Annotated in this window: 12 protein-coding genes; 6 read left to right on the forward strand and 6 right to left on the reverse strand. The window is 59.3% G+C overall.

All coding sequences use genetic code 11. The annotated features are described in order from the left end of the window. Positions 1–6: 6 nt before the first annotated feature. Both QOM10_RS23720 and QOM10_RS23725 read left to right on the forward strand, forming a co-directional pair. Positions 7–3,102, forward strand: coding sequence for a membrane-targeted effector domain-containing toxin (locus QOM10_RS23720; RefSeq protein ID WP_316917048.1), 3,096 nt, complete (start codon positions 7–9; stop codon positions 3,100–3,102). A 248-nt stretch (positions 3,103–3,350) separates the two neighbouring features. Then, complete coding sequence (locus QOM10_RS23725) at positions 3,351–5,423, forward strand: TerD family protein (RefSeq protein WP_316917049.1); 2,073 nt, start codon at positions 3,351–3,353, stop codon at positions 5,421–5,423. Positions 5,424–5,555: 132 nt separating this feature from the next. Here the strand turns inward: QOM10_RS23725 and guaA are convergent, their stop codons facing one another. From guaA to QOM10_RS23745, 4 genes are all read right to left on the reverse strand, one after another. Next, positions 5,556–7,133, reverse strand: a complete 1,578-nt coding sequence (guaA, locus tag QOM10_RS23730) for a glutamine-hydrolyzing GMP synthase (protein ID WP_150775812.1) — start codon at positions 7,131–7,133, stop codon at positions 5,556–5,558. Positions 7,134–7,232: 99 nt separating this feature from the next. Further along, positions 7,233–8,702, reverse strand: coding sequence for an IMP dehydrogenase (gene guaB / locus QOM10_RS23735; protein ID WP_316917050.1), 1,470 nt, complete (start codon positions 8,700–8,702; stop codon positions 7,233–7,235). Between the two features lie 116 nt (positions 8,703–8,818). Continuing rightward, entirely contained in the window at positions 8,819–9,367 is a 549-nt protein-coding gene (locus tag QOM10_RS23740) for a sugar ABC transporter ATPase (protein WP_127929654.1), read from the reverse strand. Between the two features lie 135 nt (positions 9,368–9,502). Beyond that, positions 9,503–10,270, reverse strand: a complete 768-nt coding sequence (locus QOM10_RS23745) for a sulfite exporter TauE/SafE family protein (protein WP_316917051.1) — start codon at positions 10,268–10,270, stop codon at positions 9,503–9,505. Between the two features lie 99 nt (positions 10,271–10,369). Here QOM10_RS23745 and QOM10_RS23750 point away from each other — a divergent pair, with 99 nt between their 5' ends. The 4 genes from QOM10_RS23750 (at position 10,370) to leuA (ending at position 15,746) form a co-directional block, all read left to right on the forward strand. Further along, on the forward strand, positions 10,370–11,284 hold the full coding sequence (locus QOM10_RS23750) for a LysR family transcriptional regulator (protein WP_316917052.1): 915 nt from the start codon (positions 10,370–10,372) through the stop codon (positions 11,282–11,284). Positions 11,285–11,397: 113 nt separating this feature from the next. Then, entirely contained in the window at positions 11,398–12,777 is a 1,380-nt protein-coding gene (gene xseA, locus QOM10_RS23755) for an exodeoxyribonuclease VII large subunit (RefSeq protein WP_016984362.1), read from the forward strand. A 3-nt stretch (positions 12,778–12,780) separates the two neighbouring features. Then, positions 12,781–13,602 (forward strand): peptidoglycan DD-metalloendopeptidase family protein, encoded by an 822-nt coding sequence (locus QOM10_RS23760; RefSeq protein ID WP_316917053.1) that lies wholly within the window; start codon positions 12,781–12,783, stop codon positions 13,600–13,602. Positions 13,603–14,066: 464 nt separating this feature from the next. Continuing rightward, the gene (leuA, locus tag QOM10_RS23765) at positions 14,067–15,746 is read left to right on the forward strand and encodes a 2-isopropylmalate synthase (protein WP_127929659.1); all 1,680 of its coding nucleotides are present in this window, start codon (positions 14,067–14,069) and stop codon (positions 15,744–15,746) included. 167 nt (positions 15,747–15,913) lie between these two features. On the opposite strand, the gene QOM10_RS23770 is transcribed toward leuA, so the two are convergent. Both QOM10_RS23770 and QOM10_RS23775 read right to left on the reverse strand, forming a co-directional pair. Further along, on the reverse strand, positions 15,914–16,705 hold the full coding sequence (locus tag QOM10_RS23770; protein ID WP_316917054.1) for an amidohydrolase: 792 nt from the start codon (positions 16,703–16,705) through the stop codon (positions 15,914–15,916). Beyond that, entirely contained in the window at positions 16,693–17,841 is a 1,149-nt protein-coding gene (locus QOM10_RS23775) for a pyridoxal phosphate-dependent aminotransferase (RefSeq protein WP_316917055.1), read from the reverse strand. Before QOM10_RS23775 ends, QOM10_RS23770 begins: the two co-directional genes overlap by 13 nt. Positions 17,842–18,017 lie beyond the last annotated feature (176 nt).

Consider the following 18,017-nt stretch of genomic DNA (forward strand, 5'->3'; position numbering starts at 1 on the left):
GAAAGCATGAACGCAGCCCAGCAACCTCCTCTGCCGAGCCCGGCAGACAAAGCAGCTCTCAAGCGGATCGCCTTTACTGTCGTGCAAAACTGCCCCGGCCTGCAGGATGCAGCACGCGAAGCCGCGCGTGATCTGCTCGAAGCAAAAGGCTTGTCGAGCCTTGATCCGGATCAGGTGTATTTCCATCGTTTCAAGACAGCCCAGAGCAGCACTCGCTCGTTTACCGGGTGGGAGCACATCCGCGAAAAACCCTACGAATCGACAACGCTGACACAACTGGTGATTCATCGTTTTCGCGCCACCGACCAAGACAACGCCGATCTTCTCGATCTGTACGGCGGCTTCTATACAGAGGGTCCGCAGGGCGAAAACTTCGACGAAAAAAACCAAGTTCGCCTGCATGGCAATGAGGTCTTGAAATCGTTTTGGAGCCTCGACTTCAGTGGTCATTACAGCGCCACTCTGACGGACTTCTGGAACAGCCACGCCGATGATTTCCGCATCTTGGCCAAGTGCAATTTCCTCAGCCGCGCGGTGCAGGCGCTCGACCTTGGGCAACTCACCGGCAGTGACTTTCAATGGTTGGTGGACTCGGTAGTGGGGCCTGTCAGCTGGCCGGTAACCCTGAGCATGCTGCAAGCGAGTCACATGGCGAGCGGGGATGTATACGCCTTCGACATTGACGGGCATGTCGCCACGCAACTCCTGCGCATTGTCGATCCCGGTGGCCGGCAGATTATTTACCTGCCCGGTGAAACCAAGGCGTTCGTGGTCAAGGAGACGGCCGCAGACCTGCACTGGTGGGTGCTTGACCAAATGAACGACGCGAACCGCCGCGCGGCCTTCATGGAGCATTTTGCACTCGCCGACCGTCAGCACATGACCGAGAACGTGACCGACCTGATGAATCGGCTGGTCGGCACCTGGGGCCGGGCCGACCATCACCTGATCAACCGCACAAACCTGCTGTTGACTGATGATGCGTTCAGTTGGCTACGCGATTCGACCCGTCAGGCGATGTTCGCAGAAGCTCAGCTGTCTCTGACATCGAATGGCGATCTGCGCAAAAAACTGTGGATCGGCTACCTGAGTGCCGGCCTCAAAGCGTTTGGGCCGATGGCCACTGTCGGCTGGCCGCTGGCGCTGCCGGTGATTGGTGCCACCCTCGCGAACATGGGCCTGAATATCGATCAGGCGCAAAACGCTAAAACCAGGGCCGAGCGCAAGGCCGGCGTACTGGGTGCGGTGCTCAATGGCATCAATCTGCTGTTCAACCTTCCATTGCTCATCGGCACCGGGCCGATGCTGGAGGTGGGCGCTGAGGTCGATGCGGCTGAGGCCGCTGAAATGGCCGAGTACAGCGAATTCCTGAGCCCCTCCGTCGAAGCTGAAAACCCGACACAGATCATGGTGCCGGACGATGTCGACATTGCCGTGCCGAATCTTGATGAAACGGTGCTGGTTCCAGCACAAAAGGCTGCACCTCCACCGGTGCCCGAACGTTATCAGTGCAACGAATTGCTCGATGGCACCGCACTCGGCGAAGAGTCCGGTAAATACCAGGGTATTTACCGACTCGATACTGATCCGCCCTACGCCATTCTGATGAACGACAATCCGTACTACGTGCGTTATTTCGCTGACTCGAATGGCGCTGGCGACTGGGCAATCGTTGATCCGCAAAGGCCCAACCAGCTTGTCCACTCCTTGCCGATTCGCCTCAATGGTGCCGGTGAATGGGAGCGGATGCCGGCGCTGGGACTCAAGGGTGGCGGACAATGCATGGGCAAGCAATGCACTCCCGATATCCAACTCGACACCTTCGAACCCGCAGCGCCCGAGACGCCCGAGACGCCCGCGCAACCGCTGGCAGATCCGCAACCGTCGACATCGCGCCCGCCACGCGCTGTGCGCAGCGCCTACGATATCGATCCGACTGTGCGCCGCTCGATAAAGGGCTGGGCGCTGAACCTGGATGAAACCCATGCCCAAATGCAGAGCGACGGTGCTGGCGGTCTTGGCATCGAAGACCCGTTCGAGCTGTATGCAGTCGGCAAACGCCAGCTGTTGCAGCGCTCAGCCAGAAGCTTTTTCAAGAACCTACCGTGGATTACCCAGCCTGCACGTCCGTCGATCCCCGAGATCAACCGCCTGATGCCACTGGCCGACCTCATCGACGGAATTTTCGAAAACGCTTCAGGACTGGTGGTGGGAGCAACTCTCGACCGCATCGCCAGTATGCGTTTTCTGATTGAAAACATGCCGGCGCTGGCCCGGCATGCGAAAACGCTCTACATGCGTGGCCTGCTCAGTGACTTCGCTCAAGTGGAATTGAACCGCTACTTCACGAGCGGCGATATGTCTGCGGATTTGCACACCTACTTGAGCAGTCTCGGCACTGACCCGGGCGGGCGTTTCAACCCGATTGAACTGGTCAAGGTCGCCAGAAGCCACGGTGTTCGGCTTCAGGCCATCGACTGCGCGGCGAGCTACAAAATGAAAACACCGCTGCCCTCCGTCGACGAGCAGATGATGGGCACCTACCTGACCAACGACATCATGACGGGGGATGCTTACCTCAACAGCCCGGAAAAATGGATCGTAGTAACGGATGCTCACAACACCAACACCTTCAGAGGGCTGGCGGGCGTCAGTGAATTGAAGAGAGGGATCGGCCTGCGTATTGATGAAGTCGCAGCCGATGAGGAACTGGGTGTGGATGTCGATCCGGGAATTGAAATACCACGCGGCAGCTCTCCTGGCAGTGGCGCCAGACAAGGCAATCTGGATCTGCTTCGCGCCGACTTGCGCTTGAAAGTCCAGGCACCCGAGGTGAACTGGAGCGAGGTGACGCTGGAAAATCTGCTGCATAGGCGCGGCATGTATCTGTTCAAGAAAACTGGCGACGCCTACACCCTGATCCATCGCAGCAAGCAAGGCATGCTCCAGCGCACCGCAATCACTCGCTTGAGCGACGGCAAGTTCTCCATCCACCGACCCGCCTGGCAGCGCGTGAATGACGTCGAGTTTACAAGCCTGGAAGAGATGTCCCAGCGTCTGATCGAGACTGGGCTGATCCTGCAAAGCCGAATCCCTGATTGACCCTGACCGATAGTACCCATTGTTCTGGTGAAGCCGCTTGTTACCGTTGAGATATGCAGCGACCTGACAAAAAAGCGCAACGTTACGTAGAATGCCGCCGTGGCTATGGAACACCTTCCTTCTAAACCTCCTATGACCTAGGGGTTTCGCTCTCCACACCGCGCCTGCTTCTTGCAGGCGTTTTTACATCTGCTGTAGACACGATGCTGCAGCTCGTCCGTGACGGCGACCAAAGGAGAAAATCAAGCATGAATCAGGAGCTGTTCCTGCGTCGCCGTACCAAGGTTCACGTACCGACGGGCAATGGGGGGGCCACGCGTGCTCAAGTCGCGTCGGCTGTCCGGGAAATCGCCGCATTCAGATGCGCACTATCAGAGCCTCTGATCAAGCAGATCGGCACGTTGTCAGCGACAGAACTCACTTACTGGCTGCGCGACGTTGTCGGAGTGCTTCGACGGCAGACTGGCGCTCATGTGCACCACCGACCGTTTTATCCTGACTTTCCAGAGCAGGTTCTGACGGCCTCGGAGGCGGAGTTGTACCTTAACGCCGTCTTGCACTACCTCACGCTTTCGCGCATACCACCGACTGAAAGCTCTCGACCTGCAATGCTCGAAGGTAACTTCATCTCCCGCGTAATTGAGCCGGGATGCGTTCAAGAGTTCGAGTCACTGCTCGAGCCACTGGTGTCATCGCGCACTTCGCTCTCCGAAGAGGAAACGGCCGATGTTGCCTGGTTTATCCGAAACTACAAAAGCGATGTGTTCCGACTGCTGCCCGAGACCATCCCGTTCCGGGAGATCCGTGCACAGGTTGGCGGCACACTGATCCTGCATGTCGCTGGCGACAAACGGGTAGACACATTCCTGGAGCGGAATGTCGAAACAGCGACTGATGTACTACGACTGGCAGTCGCCCTGAGCGGAGGAGACGTGTCGCTGGCGACCGCTTCGACACGTTTCAAACCGATGAAGCGCTCGATGCGCCGTCTGTTTTTGCACCTGCTCGATAAAATACCCAACGCTGCCGAAGACGTAATGCGTCATACGGAGCGCTGGAAACGTCTGGCTGAAGTACTGCATCCGGGCGACTACGCCGATAAATATCCACACGCTCTGGCCGCCATCACGGCAGCGCGTCGAAACGAACCGCCCGCCACGTTTAATTCACGCGTGGAAATATTATTGGCCCGGCGTGACATCGCCACGCTTATGCCAATACTGCAAAGCCGTCCGGGCGAGTTCGCACGACGGCTTGACGTGGCCCTGCGCCGATCGAAAGAAGCAGACGCGGTACTCGACGCATTCGAGGCTGTCGCGGCACAAGTGTCCTCGCCTGTCCTGCTGCAGTTGCTGGCCCAGTTACATGCACCGCGCCCTCTGCCCCTGCGGGCCTTCATACCGAAAGGTTCGTTCGCCAAAGTCTATGGAATCAAGGATCAGCGAGAGCCTCTCGCACCTGAAGCGTTGGCGCGTGCATCCCGTATCTGCGAAAACGCGCTCGTGCAGCGTTTCGCGTCACTGCCGCCGCTAGGGCGCTGCTTCATCGATCCGGCATTACGCGAATACAGGGTGCCCCTAGCGCAGCGCGCCTCTTCGAAGTCGCTACGTACGCTGGTGCGAGGCAGTCGGTTGCCCATGCCTGACACACGTTTCATTCGCCTATTCCTGTGGTGGAAGAACGGTCGTGCACGCACTGACATCGACTTGTCCGCCGCATTCTTCGATGCAAACTTTATGTTCCGAGAAACGGTTGCGTACTACAACCTGAAAGGTTACGGCGGCTACCACAGCGGCGACATCGTCGATGCGCCCGACGGAGCTTCGGAGTTCATCGACCTCGACCTTGATGTTCTGGTCGAAAAGGGAATCCGCTACGTCGTCACGTCTATCAACTCATTCACCGAGCAGCCTTACTGCGATCTTCCAGAATGCTTCGCTGGCTGGATGGCCCGCGCCGACACGGCGTCGGGTGAAATATTCGAGCTGCGGTCCGTGTTCGACCGCGTCGATATTGCATCCGACACAGCTATTTGCCTGCCATTCGTAATGGACTTGCAGGAACGGCGCATGATTTGGGCCGACTTGGGGCTGACCTCATCTCCACGATGGAATAATGTCGGGAACAACCTCAGCGGGATATCGCTGATGTTGCGGGCTTTGGTACATACACCACGGCCGGATCTGGAAACTCTGTTCGACTTACATGTTCGAGCGCGAGGGGAGCGAGTGGCTTCGCTGCAGCAGGCACAAGCAGTGTTTGCGCCTGATCAAGGGATTACACCGTTCGATACGGATTTAATTCGATCACAGTTTCTCTGATACCTGGGCCAGCTCGCCTGTGAATCTGGCGCTGCACTCTGGTCAGGCTTGAAATTAGTTGCTCTAGCCAGACAACCCAACAAAAAAGGCGCCTAAGCGCCTTTTTTGTTCACTACGAAACAACTAGCGGGATCACTCCCACTCAATCGTCGCCGGCGGCTTGCTAGACACGTCGTAAGTGACGCGGGAAATGCCTTCGATTTCATTGATGATGCGGCCGGAGACGGTTTCCAGCAATTCGTAAGGCAGGTGTGCCCAACGTGCGGTCATGAAGTCGATGGTTTCTACGGCACGCAGGGCGACAACCCAGGCGTAACGACGGCCATCGCCAACAACGCCAACCGACTTCACTGGCTGGAACACGACGAATGCCTGGCTGACCTTGTGGTACCAGTCGGCTTTGCGCAGTTCTTCGATGAAGATGTGGTCAGCACGACGCAGCAGGTCGGCGTATTCCTTTTTCACTTCACCGAGGATGCGCACGCCCAGGCCTGGGCCCGGGAACGGGTGACGGTAGACCATGTCGTACGGCAGGCCCAGTTCCAGGCCCAGACGACGGACTTCGTCCTTGAACAGTTCGCGCAGTGGCTCGACCAGTTTCAGGTTCATCTCTTCCGGCAGGCCGCCCACGTTGTGGTGCGACTTGATCACGTGAGCCTTGCCGCTTTTCGCGCCAGCCGACTCGATCACGTCCGGGTAGATGGTGCCCTGAGCGAGGTACTTGATGTTGTCCAGTTTGTTCGACTGGGCATCGAAGACGTCGATGAAGGTGCGACCGATGATCTTGCGCTTCTTCTCCGGATCGGCTTCGCCGGCCAGGTTGTTCAGGAACTGCTCTTCAGCGTTGGCGCGGATCACTTTGACGCCCATGTTCTCGGCGAACATGGCCATCACTTGCTCGCCTTCGTGCAGACGCAGCAGGCCATTGTCGACGAAGACGCAGGTCAGTTGGTCGCCGATGGCTTTGTGCAGCAGCGCAGCAACTACCGAAGAGTCAACGCCGCCGGACAGACCCAGCAGCACGTTGTCGGTGCCGACCTGTGCGCGGATGTTGGCGATGGCGTCTTCAGCGATCTTCGACGGGGTCCACAGGGCTTCACAGCCGCAGATGTCGAGGACGAAGCGCGACAGGATGCGACCGCCCTGCTTGGTGTGGGTTACTTCCGGGTGGAACTGCACGCCGTAGTAGCCACGGTCGTCGTTGAACATACCGGCGATCGGGCAGCTCGGGGTGCTGGCCAGAATGTGGAAGTCTTCCGGCATCCTGGTGACCTTGTCACCGTGGCTCATCCATACGTCGAGGCCGAACAGGCCGTCAGCGTCGATGTGGTCTTCGATGCCGTCGAGCAGGCGGCTCTTGCCGACCACGTCAACGCGGGCGTAACCGAACTCACGCAGTTCGGAACCTTCAACCTTGCCGCCCAGTTGCTCGGCCATGGTCTGCATGCCGTAGCAGATACCGAAGACCGGTACGCCAAGGTCGAACACTGCCTGCGGGCAACGCGGGCTGTCGGCGACGTGCACGGACTCGGGGCCGCCGGCGAGGATGACGCCTTTAGGAGCGAATTCGCGGATCGCATCTTCGTCCATATCGAACGGGTGCAGTTCGCAGTACACACCGATTTCGCGCACGCGGCGGGCAATCAGTTGGGTGTATTGCGAGCCGAAGTCGAGGATCAGGATGCGGTGAGCGTGAATATCGAGGGCCATGATTCAGTCTCGTCTAAGTCGTTCAGAAACAGTCGTGATTCAGAAACAACTCGGGGCTGAATCAAACAGCCCCGGTTGCTTACTTTATTGCTTGAAGGCTCAACCTACGCGGTAGTTTGGCGCTTCTTTGGTGATCTGCACGTCATGAACGTGGGATTCGGCCATACCAGCGCCGGTGATCCGCACGAACTCAGGCTTGGTGCGCATTTCTTCGATGTTGGCGCTACCGGTGTAGCCCATCGAAGAACGCAGACCGCCCATCAACTGGTGAATGATCGCGCTCAGGGTGCCTTTGTAAGGAACACGGCCTTCGATGCCTTCCGGAACGAGTTTCTCGGCGCCTGCCGAGGAGTCCTGGAAGTAGCGGTCGGAAGAGCCTTGTGCCTGGGACATGGCGCCCAGCGAACCCATGCCGCGATACGCCTTGTACGAACGGCCCTGGAACAGTTCGATTTCGCCCGGCGCTTCTTCAGTACCGGCGAACATCGAGCCCATCATCACGCAGGAAGCACCGGCAACGATGGCCTTGGACAGGTCACCGGAGAAACGGATGCCGCCGTCGGCGATCAACGGAACGCCAGTGCCTTCGAGGGAAGCGGCAACGTTGGCGATGGCACTGATTTGCGGGACGCCGACACCGGCGACGATACGGGTGGTGCAGATCGAGCCAGGGCCGATACCGACCTTGACTGCGTCAGCGCCTGCTTCGGCCAGAGCCTTGGCAGCAGCGCCGGTGGCGATGTTGCCGCCGATCACCTGCACTTCAGGGAAATTCTCTTTGACCCAGCGAACACGGTCGATCACGCCTTTGGAGTGACCGTGCGCGGTATCGACTACCACGACGTCAACGCCAGCATTGACCAGAGCGGCAACGCGGTCACCGGTGTCTTTACCGGTGCCGACAGCGGCGCCAACGCGCAAACGACCTTGATCGTCCTTGCTGGCCAGCGGGTAGGCTTTGGCTTTTTCGATATCGTTGACGGTCATCATGCCTTTGAGGGCGAATTTGTCGTCGACGATCAGCACGCGCTCGATGCGGTGCTTGTGCAGCAGTTCGCGTGCTTCGTCCTTGCTCGCGCCTTCCTTGATCGTGACCAAACGCTCTTTGGGCGTCATCACTTCACGGACGGTGGCTTCCAGACGGCTTTCGAAACGCACGTCACGGGAAGTGACGATGCCGACCAGGTCGCCATCGTGCAGCACCGGAACGCCGGAAATGTTGTGCATGCGGGTCAATTCGAACAGGTCACGCACCGTGGCATCAGCCTCGATGGTGATCGGATCCTTGACGACGCCGGCTTCGAACTTCTTGACCTTACGCACTTCGGCAGCTTGCTGCTCGATGGTCATGTTCTTGTGGATAATGCCGATGCCACCTTCCTGAGCCATGGCGATTGCCAGACGGGCTTCAGTAACGGTGTCCATGGCGGCAGAAACCAGAGGAATGTTCAGCTCGATGCCACGGGTAAGGCGGGTCTTGAGACTGACTTCGTTAGGAAGTACCTCGGAATAACCGGGCACTAGGAGAATGTCGTCGAATGTCAGAGCTTCTTGGCTGATACGCAGCATCGCGGGGGCTCCCGAGCGGGAAAATGGAAGCGCGCCATTATAGTCAGACACCCCCTGCTGTTCAATGTAAAACTCAGCTTAATATCAATGTTGCTGATGTACGGGAATCCCCGCCGTTACAGCTCCACCTTGACCCAAGAGACAGGTTGATCGAGCCAATCAGCAAACTCATCGATAAAGCTCTGCTTGAAGCCCGCCTCCAGCCAGTTGTTGAAGATGAAACCGAGGTTGGAAAACGCACATTCCTGCAAAAACAGAAAACCGTTGATGTCATCTTCATGCCCGCATTCCGGGCAAGTGAAGTTATCGGTGCGGCCCGGGAACCAGTCTTCGAGGCTTTCGAACAGGGCTTCGCCGACTTCACGACGGCACTCGGCGCAACCGGCCTCTTCGAGAAAGCCCTTCGCCGGGGTGTAGATGCAACGCTTGGTGACGATCTCCAGGCCGTTGATCGGCTCACCGAATGGCAACGCTTGCGGGTGCAGGACCACGGCCCTCGCGCCGTCGGCGATCGCGTAAGCCATGCGATTGCCGGTGCGGCCACAGGTGCTCAGCTCTTCTTTGATGATGTTCTTGCGCACCAGCCAGCGCAGAATCGCCCGGGCCCGGGGTTCGTGGACCGGCAGGGTGGAGATTTTCGGGACGATGATGCTTTGCGAATTCATGGAAAGTCCTGCGGTGTGGCTTCTGACGCCTTCGCGAGCAGGCTCGCTCCCACATTGGTATGCGCTACCTGTGGGAGCGAGCTTGCTCGCGAAGAGGCCCTTAAAGCCGGCAGCTTAATCCCTGACGAAATCCGGTCAAGTGCTGAGGTAACGCCCGATCAGCGCAAGCCCGCTCGCCAGTACCAGCCACGTCACCAGCCGCACGAACGCCTCGCGTGACAAACGCATGGTCAACCGCCGCCCGATCCACAACCCCAACGCCATGGCCGGCAACAGACACAGCGCCAGCATCAACAAGGGTAGCTCGGCATACACACCCGCGATGGCAAATAGACTCAAACGCACCACCGTGCTGCAACTGATCAGCGCACTTTGTGTGGCCCGGGCGGCCTCTTTCGGCAAACGGCTGCTGAGATAAATCGCATATAAAAAGCCGCCACTGCCAAACAGCGCCCCGAACAATCCACCCACAGTCCCCATCGGCACTGCCCACGCCGCCGACAACTGCGCTGGCCGCGCTTTCACCCACAGGCTGTAAATCGCATAAGCGCTGATAAACAGCCCCATCAACAGCAGCAACACATCGGATTTGAGGTTGAGCAGAAAAATCACCCCCAATGTGCAGCCGACTGCCATGCACGGCAGCAGCCGTAACAACTCCGGTTTCGCCACATCGCGCCGCGACGGCAGTAGATTGCCGAACGCCGCGACAAAATCCAGCAGCACCAGCAACGGCACAATCTTCGACAGTGGCATGAACAGAATCAGAATCGGCCCCGCCACCAGCGCCGTGCCGAATCCGGCGATACCGAACACGATGTAAGCCAGGGCGATGCCCAGCCCGATTACTGCCCAACCACTGACGCCCCACGACCACTCACTCAACAACCCCGCCACGCTCATCGATACGCTTCCTTAATAAGCCTGTGATGACTTTAGCCAGCGCCGAGGGTTGCGACTAATATCTTCAAAGCCACCGACCCATCTCAAAAAGGCATTGCTGTGCTTTCAACCCGTCAATTGCGTTACTTCGTGGAAATCGCCGAATGCGGCAGTTTCAGTGCGGCGGCCGAGCGCCTGTTTATCGCGCAATCGGCGCTGAGCCGGCAGATCAAGGACATGGAGACGCGCCTGCAGACCCCGCTGTTCGAACGCACCGCGCGCCAGCCTCGCCTCACAGCAGCGGGCGAAGCGTTTTTGCCGCGAGCAAAAAATTTGCTCAATGAGTTGAGCAAGGCCAGTGCCATGGCCACTGAAGTCGGTAACGGTCAGCTCGGCACGTTGCGCCTCAGCCACTCCAGCACCGTGTCGATCAGCGGACGTTTGCTCGGTGAAATCGGTGCGTATCTGCAGCAACAGCCTGGTGTGTCACTGGATATCGGCAAGCTGTCTTCCGAGACGCAACTGCAAGAGTTGGCCGAAGGACGCCTCGACATCGGCCTGCTGCGCCTGCCGGTGTTGCGCCAGCGTGAAGGGATTCAGATTGTGCCGCTGTTCACTGAGCGATTGCTGCTGGCGGTACCGATGGATCATCGATTGGCCGCGGCTGAGCGTGTCGATCTGGCCCAACTGAAGGAAGAAGCGTTCATCTCGATTCCGCATCCGCATCGCGGTGGCTTGAGTTATCTGTGTGCCGATCTGTGCATGCGTCAGGGTTTCTTCCCGAAAGCGGCGCGGGTGATGTCGCGCAAAACCACGCAATTGCAGCTGATTCAGGCCGGTTTCGGCATCGCCCTGCTGCCGGAATCGATGCAGGACATCGCCCCGAGCGGCGTACGATTTCTACCGTTGGCCGACGCCGACTGCCAAAGCACCGTCGCCCTCGCCTACCACCAGAATCCCACACCTCTGATTCACCACTTCATCGAAACCTTCACAACCCCTTGTAGGAGTGAGCCTGCTCGCGATAGCGGTTGAACATTCAACCTATCCTGCGACTGACACACCGCTATCGCGAGCAGGCTCACTCCCACAGGGGATTTGTGGTGATTCATGGAGATTGATCAGCAAATGCCTTTAAACTGCGCCCCATGATTAAAGATCCCTTTGCAAGACTTGGCCTGGACCGTGAAGTCCTGACCGTCAGCCAGCTCAACGGCCGCGCGCGGGTGTTGCTCGAAGACGTGTTCAGCAACATCTGGGTCGAAGGCGAAATCTCCAACCTCGCCCGTCCGGCGTCCGGCCACATCTATTTCACCCTCAAGGACAGCGGCGCGCAGGTGCGTTGCGCGCTGTTCCGACAGAACGCTGCGCGGGTGCGTCAGGCGTTGAAGGACGGCCTGGCGGTGAAGGTGCGTGGCAAGGTTTCGCTGTTCGAAGGCCGTGGCGACTATCAACTGATCCTCGACACCGTCGAACCTGCCGGTGACGGCGCGCTGCGCCTGGCCTTCGATGCGCTGAAAGAAAAGCTCAGCGCCGAAGGTCTGTTCAGTGCCGAACGCAAAGTGCCGTTGCCAGCACATCCGCAACGCATCGGCATTATCAGTTCGCCAACCGGCGCGGTGATTCGCGACATCATCAGCGTGTTCCGCCGCCGTGCGCCGCAGGTGCAACTGACGCTGATCCCCACCGCCGTACAGGGCCGCGAAGCCACCGCGCAAATCGTCCGCGCCCTGAAAATGGCCGATGCCCGTGGTTTCGACGCACTGATCCTCGCCCGTGGCGGCGGCTCGCTGGAAGACCTCTGGTGCTTCAACGAAGAAGCCGTGGCCCGCGCCGTCGATGCTTGCGTGACACCGATTGTCAGCGCCGTCGGCCATGAAACCGATGTGTCGATCAGCGACTTTGTTGCCGACGTCCGGGCGCCGACGCCTTCCGCGGCAGCCGAATTGCTCGCGCCCGATTCCAGTCATTTGATCCGTCAGGTCGAAAGCCTGCATCGCCGCTTGGTGATGCGCATGCGCGATCGCTTGATGCGTGATCGCCTGCGCCTCGAAGGCATGGCGCGGCGCCTGCGTCATCCCGGCGAACGTCTGCGCCAGCAGGCTCAGCGTCTGGACGATCTGGACATGCGCATGCGCCGGGCGTTCGAGCGCCATCTCAATACCCGCCGCGAACGCTTGATCCGCCTGGAGACGCGCCTCGCCGGCCAGCATCCGGGACGGCAATTGGCAATGTTGCGCCAGCGTCTCGACAGCCTTGCCGAACGCCTGCCCCGCGCCATGCGTGAAGGCCTGAAAAACCGTCGTCTGCAACTGCACAGCCAGATGCAGACGCTGCACGTGGTCAGCCCACTGGCAACCCTCGGTCGTGGCTACAGCATTCTGCTCGATGAGCGTGGCCACGCAATCCGCAACGCCGCCCAGACCCACACCGGCCAGCGCCTGAAAGCCAAACTCGGCGAAGGCGAACTGCAAGTGCGCGTCGAGGACAATCACCTGACGCCTGTCACCCTCTCTTTACTGGACTGATCCATGCCGCGTTTTCTGGCTCCACTGTTTCTGCTGTGCCTGACCTTCAATGCCCACGCCGACAGTTACATCACCCGGCTGCTGAACAAACCGGTGCCGGGTGGCGTGGCGGTGGTTGATCTGGGCGCGGCCACGCAGGCGCCGAAAGCCACGTATCAGGGCAAACCAGTGCTGGTGGTAAAAGAACAGAGCAACTGGCTGGCGATTGTCGGTGTGCCGCTGACCGTGAAGCCAGGCGCGCAACAGATCAGCAGTGGCGGGCGCAACTTGCCGTTCACCGTGGGCAACAAGAAGTACCCGGAACAGCGCATTACTCTGAAGAACAAGCAGCAGGTCAATCCGGATCAGTCGAACCTCAAGCGCATCGAGGGTGAACTGGCTGAGCAGATCAAGGCCTACCGCAGCTTCAGCCCAAACACGCCGAGCAATCTGCTGCTGGACAAACCGGTAAACGGGCCGCTGTCGAGCAAGTTTGGCGTGCGCCGTTTCTTCAATGGTGAAGAACGCAATCCCCACGCAGGCCTCGACTTTGCGGTGCCGGCGGGTACGCCGATCAAGACCCCGGCGGCGGGCAAGGTGATCCTCACCGGCAACTACTTCTTCAACGGCAACACCGTGTTTGTCGACCATGGACAGGGCTTTATCAGCATGTTCTGCCATATGTCGAAGATTGATGTGAAAGTCGGCGATCAACTGGCGCGGGGCGCGGTGGTCGGCAAGGTTGGCATGACCGGCCGCGCGACCGGACCGCATATGCACTGGAATGTCAGCCTGAATGATGCGCGGGTGGATCCGGCGATTTTCATTGGTGCGTTTCAACCTTAAATATGTGTTGAGGCGACCGGCCTCTTCGCGAGCAGGCTCGCTCCCACACTGGATCTTATTCACAACACAGATCCCCTGTGGGAGCGAGCCTGCTCGCGAAGGCGGCCTATACAACACAGCAATACTCAATGAATCCCTAAAAACCTCGATTGCGCCCCAATCAAACCTCGCGCAAATATCACAACGTTCAGCGATCTCCAGCGCAATAAAATCCCGCAAAAACCCGCTTTCCGAGTATTCCTCTCAATTTTTTCCGACTGCTTGCCATCCTCTCCCCTCGCGGTTAGGGTTGAAGGCATGAAAACCTCTCACACCCTCATTCAGCTTCGCCAGCACCGCAGCCTGTGCCTCGTCAGTGCACGACTGCCAGGCTGAATCGCGGCACCTCGTCCCACGCTTTTCCAAGAACATTCGTTCCACCGGCAGGCCGCCTCTTTTCGGCCCAGACAATAAGGAATTTCCCGATGAGCATGCTCAAAGATCCGTCTTCGAAATACCGCGCGTTTCCCGTCATCAACCTGCCGGATCGCACCTGGCCGTCGAAAACCATCGACACCGCGCCGATCTGGTGCAGCTCCGACCTGCGTGACGGCAACCAGTCGCTGATCGAACCGATGGACGCGGTAAAGAAGCTGCGCTTCTGGAAAACCCTCGTGCAGGTCGGTGTGAAAGAAATCGAAGCGTCGTTCCCGGCGGCTTCGCAAACCGACTTCGACTTCGTGCGCACCCTGATCGAAGAAGGCCACATCCCGGACGACACCACCATTCAGGTGCTGACCCAGGGCCGTGAAGACCTGATCGAGCGCACTTTCGAATCCTTGCGCGGTGCGAAGAAAGCCATCGTTCACTTGTACAACGCCACTTCGCCTTCTTTCCGTCGCATCGTCTTCAACCAGGACAAGGACGGCATCAAGGCCATCGCTGTGAACGCGGCCAAGCTGTTCGTCAAATACGCCGCAATGCAGCCGGGCACCGAGTGGACTTTCGAATACTCGCCGGAAACCTTCAGCGCCACCGAGCTGGAGTTCGCCAAGGAAGTCTGTGATGCGGTGATTGAGGTCTGGAACCCGACGCCTGAGCACAAGATGATCCTCAACCTGCCCGCCACCGTTGAGTGCGCGACGCCGAATATCTACGCCGACCAGATCGAGTGGTTCGGCCGCAACATCAACCGTCGTGACAGCGTGATCATCAGCCTGCACACCCACAACGACCGTGGCACTGGCGTTGCGGCTACCGAACTGGGCCTGATGGCGGGTGCCGATCGCGTCGAAGGCTGCCTGTTCGGCAACGGCGAGCGTACCGGTAACGTCGACCTCGTCACCGTCGCACTGAACATGTACACCCAGGGTCTCGACCCGCAGCTGGACTTCTCCGACATCGACGGCGTGCGCAAAGTCGTCGAAGAGTGCAATCAGATTCAGGTTCACCCACGTCACCCGTACGTTGGCGACCTGGTGCACACCGCGTTCTCCGGCTCGCACCAGGACGCAATCCGCAAAGGCTTCTCCCAGCAGAAACCCGATGCACTGTGGGAAGTGCCGTACTTGCCGATCGACCCGGCCGACATTGGCCGCAGCTACGAGGCGGTGATTCGCGTCAACAGCCAGTCGGGCAAGGGCGGCATCGCTTACTTGCTGGAGCAGGAATACGGCATCAGCCTGCCACGTCGCATGCAGATCGAATTCAGCCAGGTGGTGCAGCGTGAAACCGACCGTCTCGGCCTGGAAATGACTGCCAAGCAAATCCACTCGCTGTTGATCAGCGAATACCTGCAAGCCAACACCCCGTACGCGCTGGTCAGCCATCGCCTGCAGGAAGAAAACGGCAACAGCAACGTCGAAGTGGAAGTGGCGAGCAAAGGTCAGGGCGAAACCAACCTGCACTGGCGCGGCAAGGGCAACGGTGCGCTGGAAGCACTGGTCGCCGGCCTGCCGGTTCCGGTGGAGATCATGGACTACAACGAACACGCGATCGGCGCGGGCACCAACGCCAAAGCAGCGGCGTACATCGAGCTGCGTGTGAATGGCGAGCGTGCGGTGCACGGCGTGGGCATTGATGAAAACATCACCACGGCCAGCTTCAAGGCCCTGTTCAGCGCGCTGAACCGCTCGTTGAGCCAGCCTGAGGCGAAAGCGGCGTAAGTCATCGCTGAAATGCAAAAGGCCCCGGCGTTTGAACTCCGGGGCCTTTTTTGCCTGCGATCGTTCCCACGCTCTGCGTGGGAATGCCTCAAGGGACGCTCTGCGTCCAGTGACGCGGAGCGTCACGGGCTGCATTCCCACGCAGAGCGTGGGAACGATCAGTTACCTCAGGTGAACTCGAAGGTGTCGGCATCCAGATTCGCCGGGAAACGCTCGCGATACGCCGCCAGTGGCGCCGCCTCAAGCACGACCTTGAACACCCCGTCGGCCTCCCCCGCCGCCAGCAAGGTTTCACCCTGGAAATCCAGCACCTGACTGTCTCCGGTATACGCGAAACCCTTGCCGTCGGTACCAACACGATTCACCGCCGCCACATAGCAAAGGTTCTCGATCGCCCGAGCAGGCAACAGTCGGTTCCAGTGCAACCGTCGCGCACCCGGCCAATTCGCCGTGTACAGCAGCAGATCCGTATCTTGCGCATCGCGGCTCCACACCGGAAAACGCAGGTCGTAACAAATCAGCGGGCGGATCCGCCAGCCCTTGAGTTCGAACTGCACCTGGCGTTCGCCGGGGGTGTAGTGGTTGTGCTCACCGGCCATGCGGAACAGGTGGCGCTTGTCGTAGTGCAGCACTTCGCCGTCCGGCCGTGCCCATAGCAAGCGATTGCGATGGCTGCCGTCAGCCGCCTGAATGATCACACTGCCGGTGATCACTGCATCGAGCTTCGCCGCCTGAACCCGTAGCCATTTGTGCGTCGGACCGTTCTCGGCTTCGGCGAAGGTTTCCGACTCCATGGAAAAACCGGTGGTGAACATCTCCGGCAGGATGATCAGATCAGCGCCCTGCGCCTGCTCCAGCAACTGCTCGAAATGCTCGAAATTGGCCTGACGGTCATGCCAGGCCAGGCTGGTCTGGATCAGCGCCAGGTTCAGATCGGGTAACGCACTCAGATCACGCATAGTTTTGCCGCCGCTTCGCGCAGCGTCTCCTCGCGTTTGGCAAAGCACAGGCGCACCAGGCGCTGGCCTTCGGGTGGGCTTTGATAGAAGACCGACACTGGAATACTCGCCACGCCGTGTTCGCGGGTCATCCACATGGCCATCTCGACGTCATTCAGGTCGGGGCGGATCTGCGAGTAATCCACCAACTGAAAATAAGTGCCGGCGACACGGCTGAAAGTGAAGCGCGACGGCGCCAGCAGATCGCAGAACAGATCGCGTTTGGCCTGATAGAAAGCAGGCAGCTCTTCGACGTGTTCGGGATGCTCGGCCATGTAATCGGCCAGCGCGTATTGCAGCGGTGTGACGCCGCAGAAACTGACGTACTGGTGCACCTTGCGCAGCTCGGCCGTCAGCGCTGGCGGCGCGACGACGTAGCCGGTTTTCCAACCAGTGACGTGATAGGTCTTGCCGAACGAGCTGACCACGAACGCGCGCTGATACAGCTCTTCATGGGCGAGCAAGCTGACGTGCGGCACGCCGTCAAACACCAGGTGTTCATAGACTTCGTCGCTGATCAGGTAGATGTCGCGATCACGGATCAGCGCCGCCAGTTGATCCAGCTCCGCACGGCTGATCAGTGCACCGCTCGGGTTATGCGGGGTATTGATGACGATCATTTTCGTGCGCGGGCTCAGGGCCGCGGCGAGCTGGTCGAAATCGATGGAGAAGTCGTCCGGGTTCAACTGCACATGCACGCAACGTCCGCCCGCCAACTCCGTGGCCGGCTCGTAGCTGTCGTAGCACGGATCGAACACGATGACTTCGTCGCCGCTGTGGATAACCGCTTGAATCGCACAGAAGATCGCCTGGGTCGCGCCCGGCGTCACGGTCACTTCGTTGTCGGCATTGACCTGCACGCCATAGCTGCGAGCGATTTTCGCCGCAATCTGCTCGCGCAGCACCGGCAGCCCGGTCATCGGCGAATACTGGTTGTGGCCACTGGCAATGTGCCGACCGACTGCATCACGCAGTGACTGCGGGCCGTCAAAATCAGGAAAACCCTGGGACAGGTTGATCGCGCCGGTTTGCGCGGCGAGCTGAGACATCTGCGTGAAAATAGTGATGCCGACATTCGGCAGCTTACTGGTGATCATCGGGGGTTCCCTGCTCAACACCCGGCTCTGACGACGGCGCGGGAGAGCCCGAGGATAGCCCATCCGCCGCCCATAAAAAAAGGGCGCCGGATGGCACCCTTCTCTCATGTTGATCGTTCCCACGCTCTGCGTGGGCATGCAGCCTTGGACGCTCTGCGTCCACCGCTTATGTGACG

The sequence above is a fragment of the Pseudomonas sp. P108 genome, from assembly GCF_032613195.1.
Classification (GTDB): domain Bacteria; phylum Pseudomonadota; class Gammaproteobacteria; order Pseudomonadales; family Pseudomonadaceae; genus Aquipseudomonas.

Bases quoted from the DNA above. Each gene is read 5' to 3' on its own strand.
- QOM10_RS23740 (WP_127929654.1), bottom strand. From the start codon at position 9,367: ATGAATTCGCAAAGCATCATCGTCCCGAAAATCTCCACCCTGCCGGTC.
- QOM10_RS23770 (WP_316917054.1), bottom strand. From the start codon at position 16,705: ATGCGTGATCTGAGTGCGTTACCCGATCTGAACCTGGCGCTGATCCAG.
- QOM10_RS23775 (WP_316917055.1), bottom strand. From the start codon at position 17,841: ATGATCACCAGTAAGCTGCCGAATGTCGGCATCACTATTTTCACGCAG.
- QOM10_RS23725 (WP_316917049.1), top strand. From the start codon at position 3,351: ATGAATCAGGAGCTGTTCCTGCGTCGCCGTACCAAGGTTCACGTACCG.
- QOM10_RS23760 (WP_316917053.1), top strand. From the start codon at position 12,781: ATGCCGCGTTTTCTGGCTCCACTGTTTCTGCTGTGCCTGACCTTCAAT.
- xseA (WP_016984362.1), top strand. From the start codon at position 11,398: ATGATTAAAGATCCCTTTGCAAGACTTGGCCTGGACCGTGAAGTCCTG.
- guaA (WP_150775812.1), bottom strand. From the start codon at position 7,133: ATGGCCCTCGATATTCACGCTCACCGCATCCTGATCCTCGACTTCGGC.
- QOM10_RS23745 (WP_316917051.1), bottom strand. From the start codon at position 10,270: ATGAGCGTGGCGGGGTTGTTGAGTGAGTGGTCGTGGGGCGTCAGTGGT.
- QOM10_RS23720 (WP_316917048.1), top strand. From the start codon at position 7: ATGAACGCAGCCCAGCAACCTCCTCTGCCGAGCCCGGCAGACAAAGCA.
- guaB (WP_316917050.1), bottom strand. From the start codon at position 8,702: ATGCTGCGTATCAGCCAAGAAGCTCTGACATTCGACGACATTCTCCTA.
- leuA (WP_127929659.1), top strand. From the start codon at position 14,067: ATGAGCATGCTCAAAGATCCGTCTTCGAAATACCGCGCGTTTCCCGTC.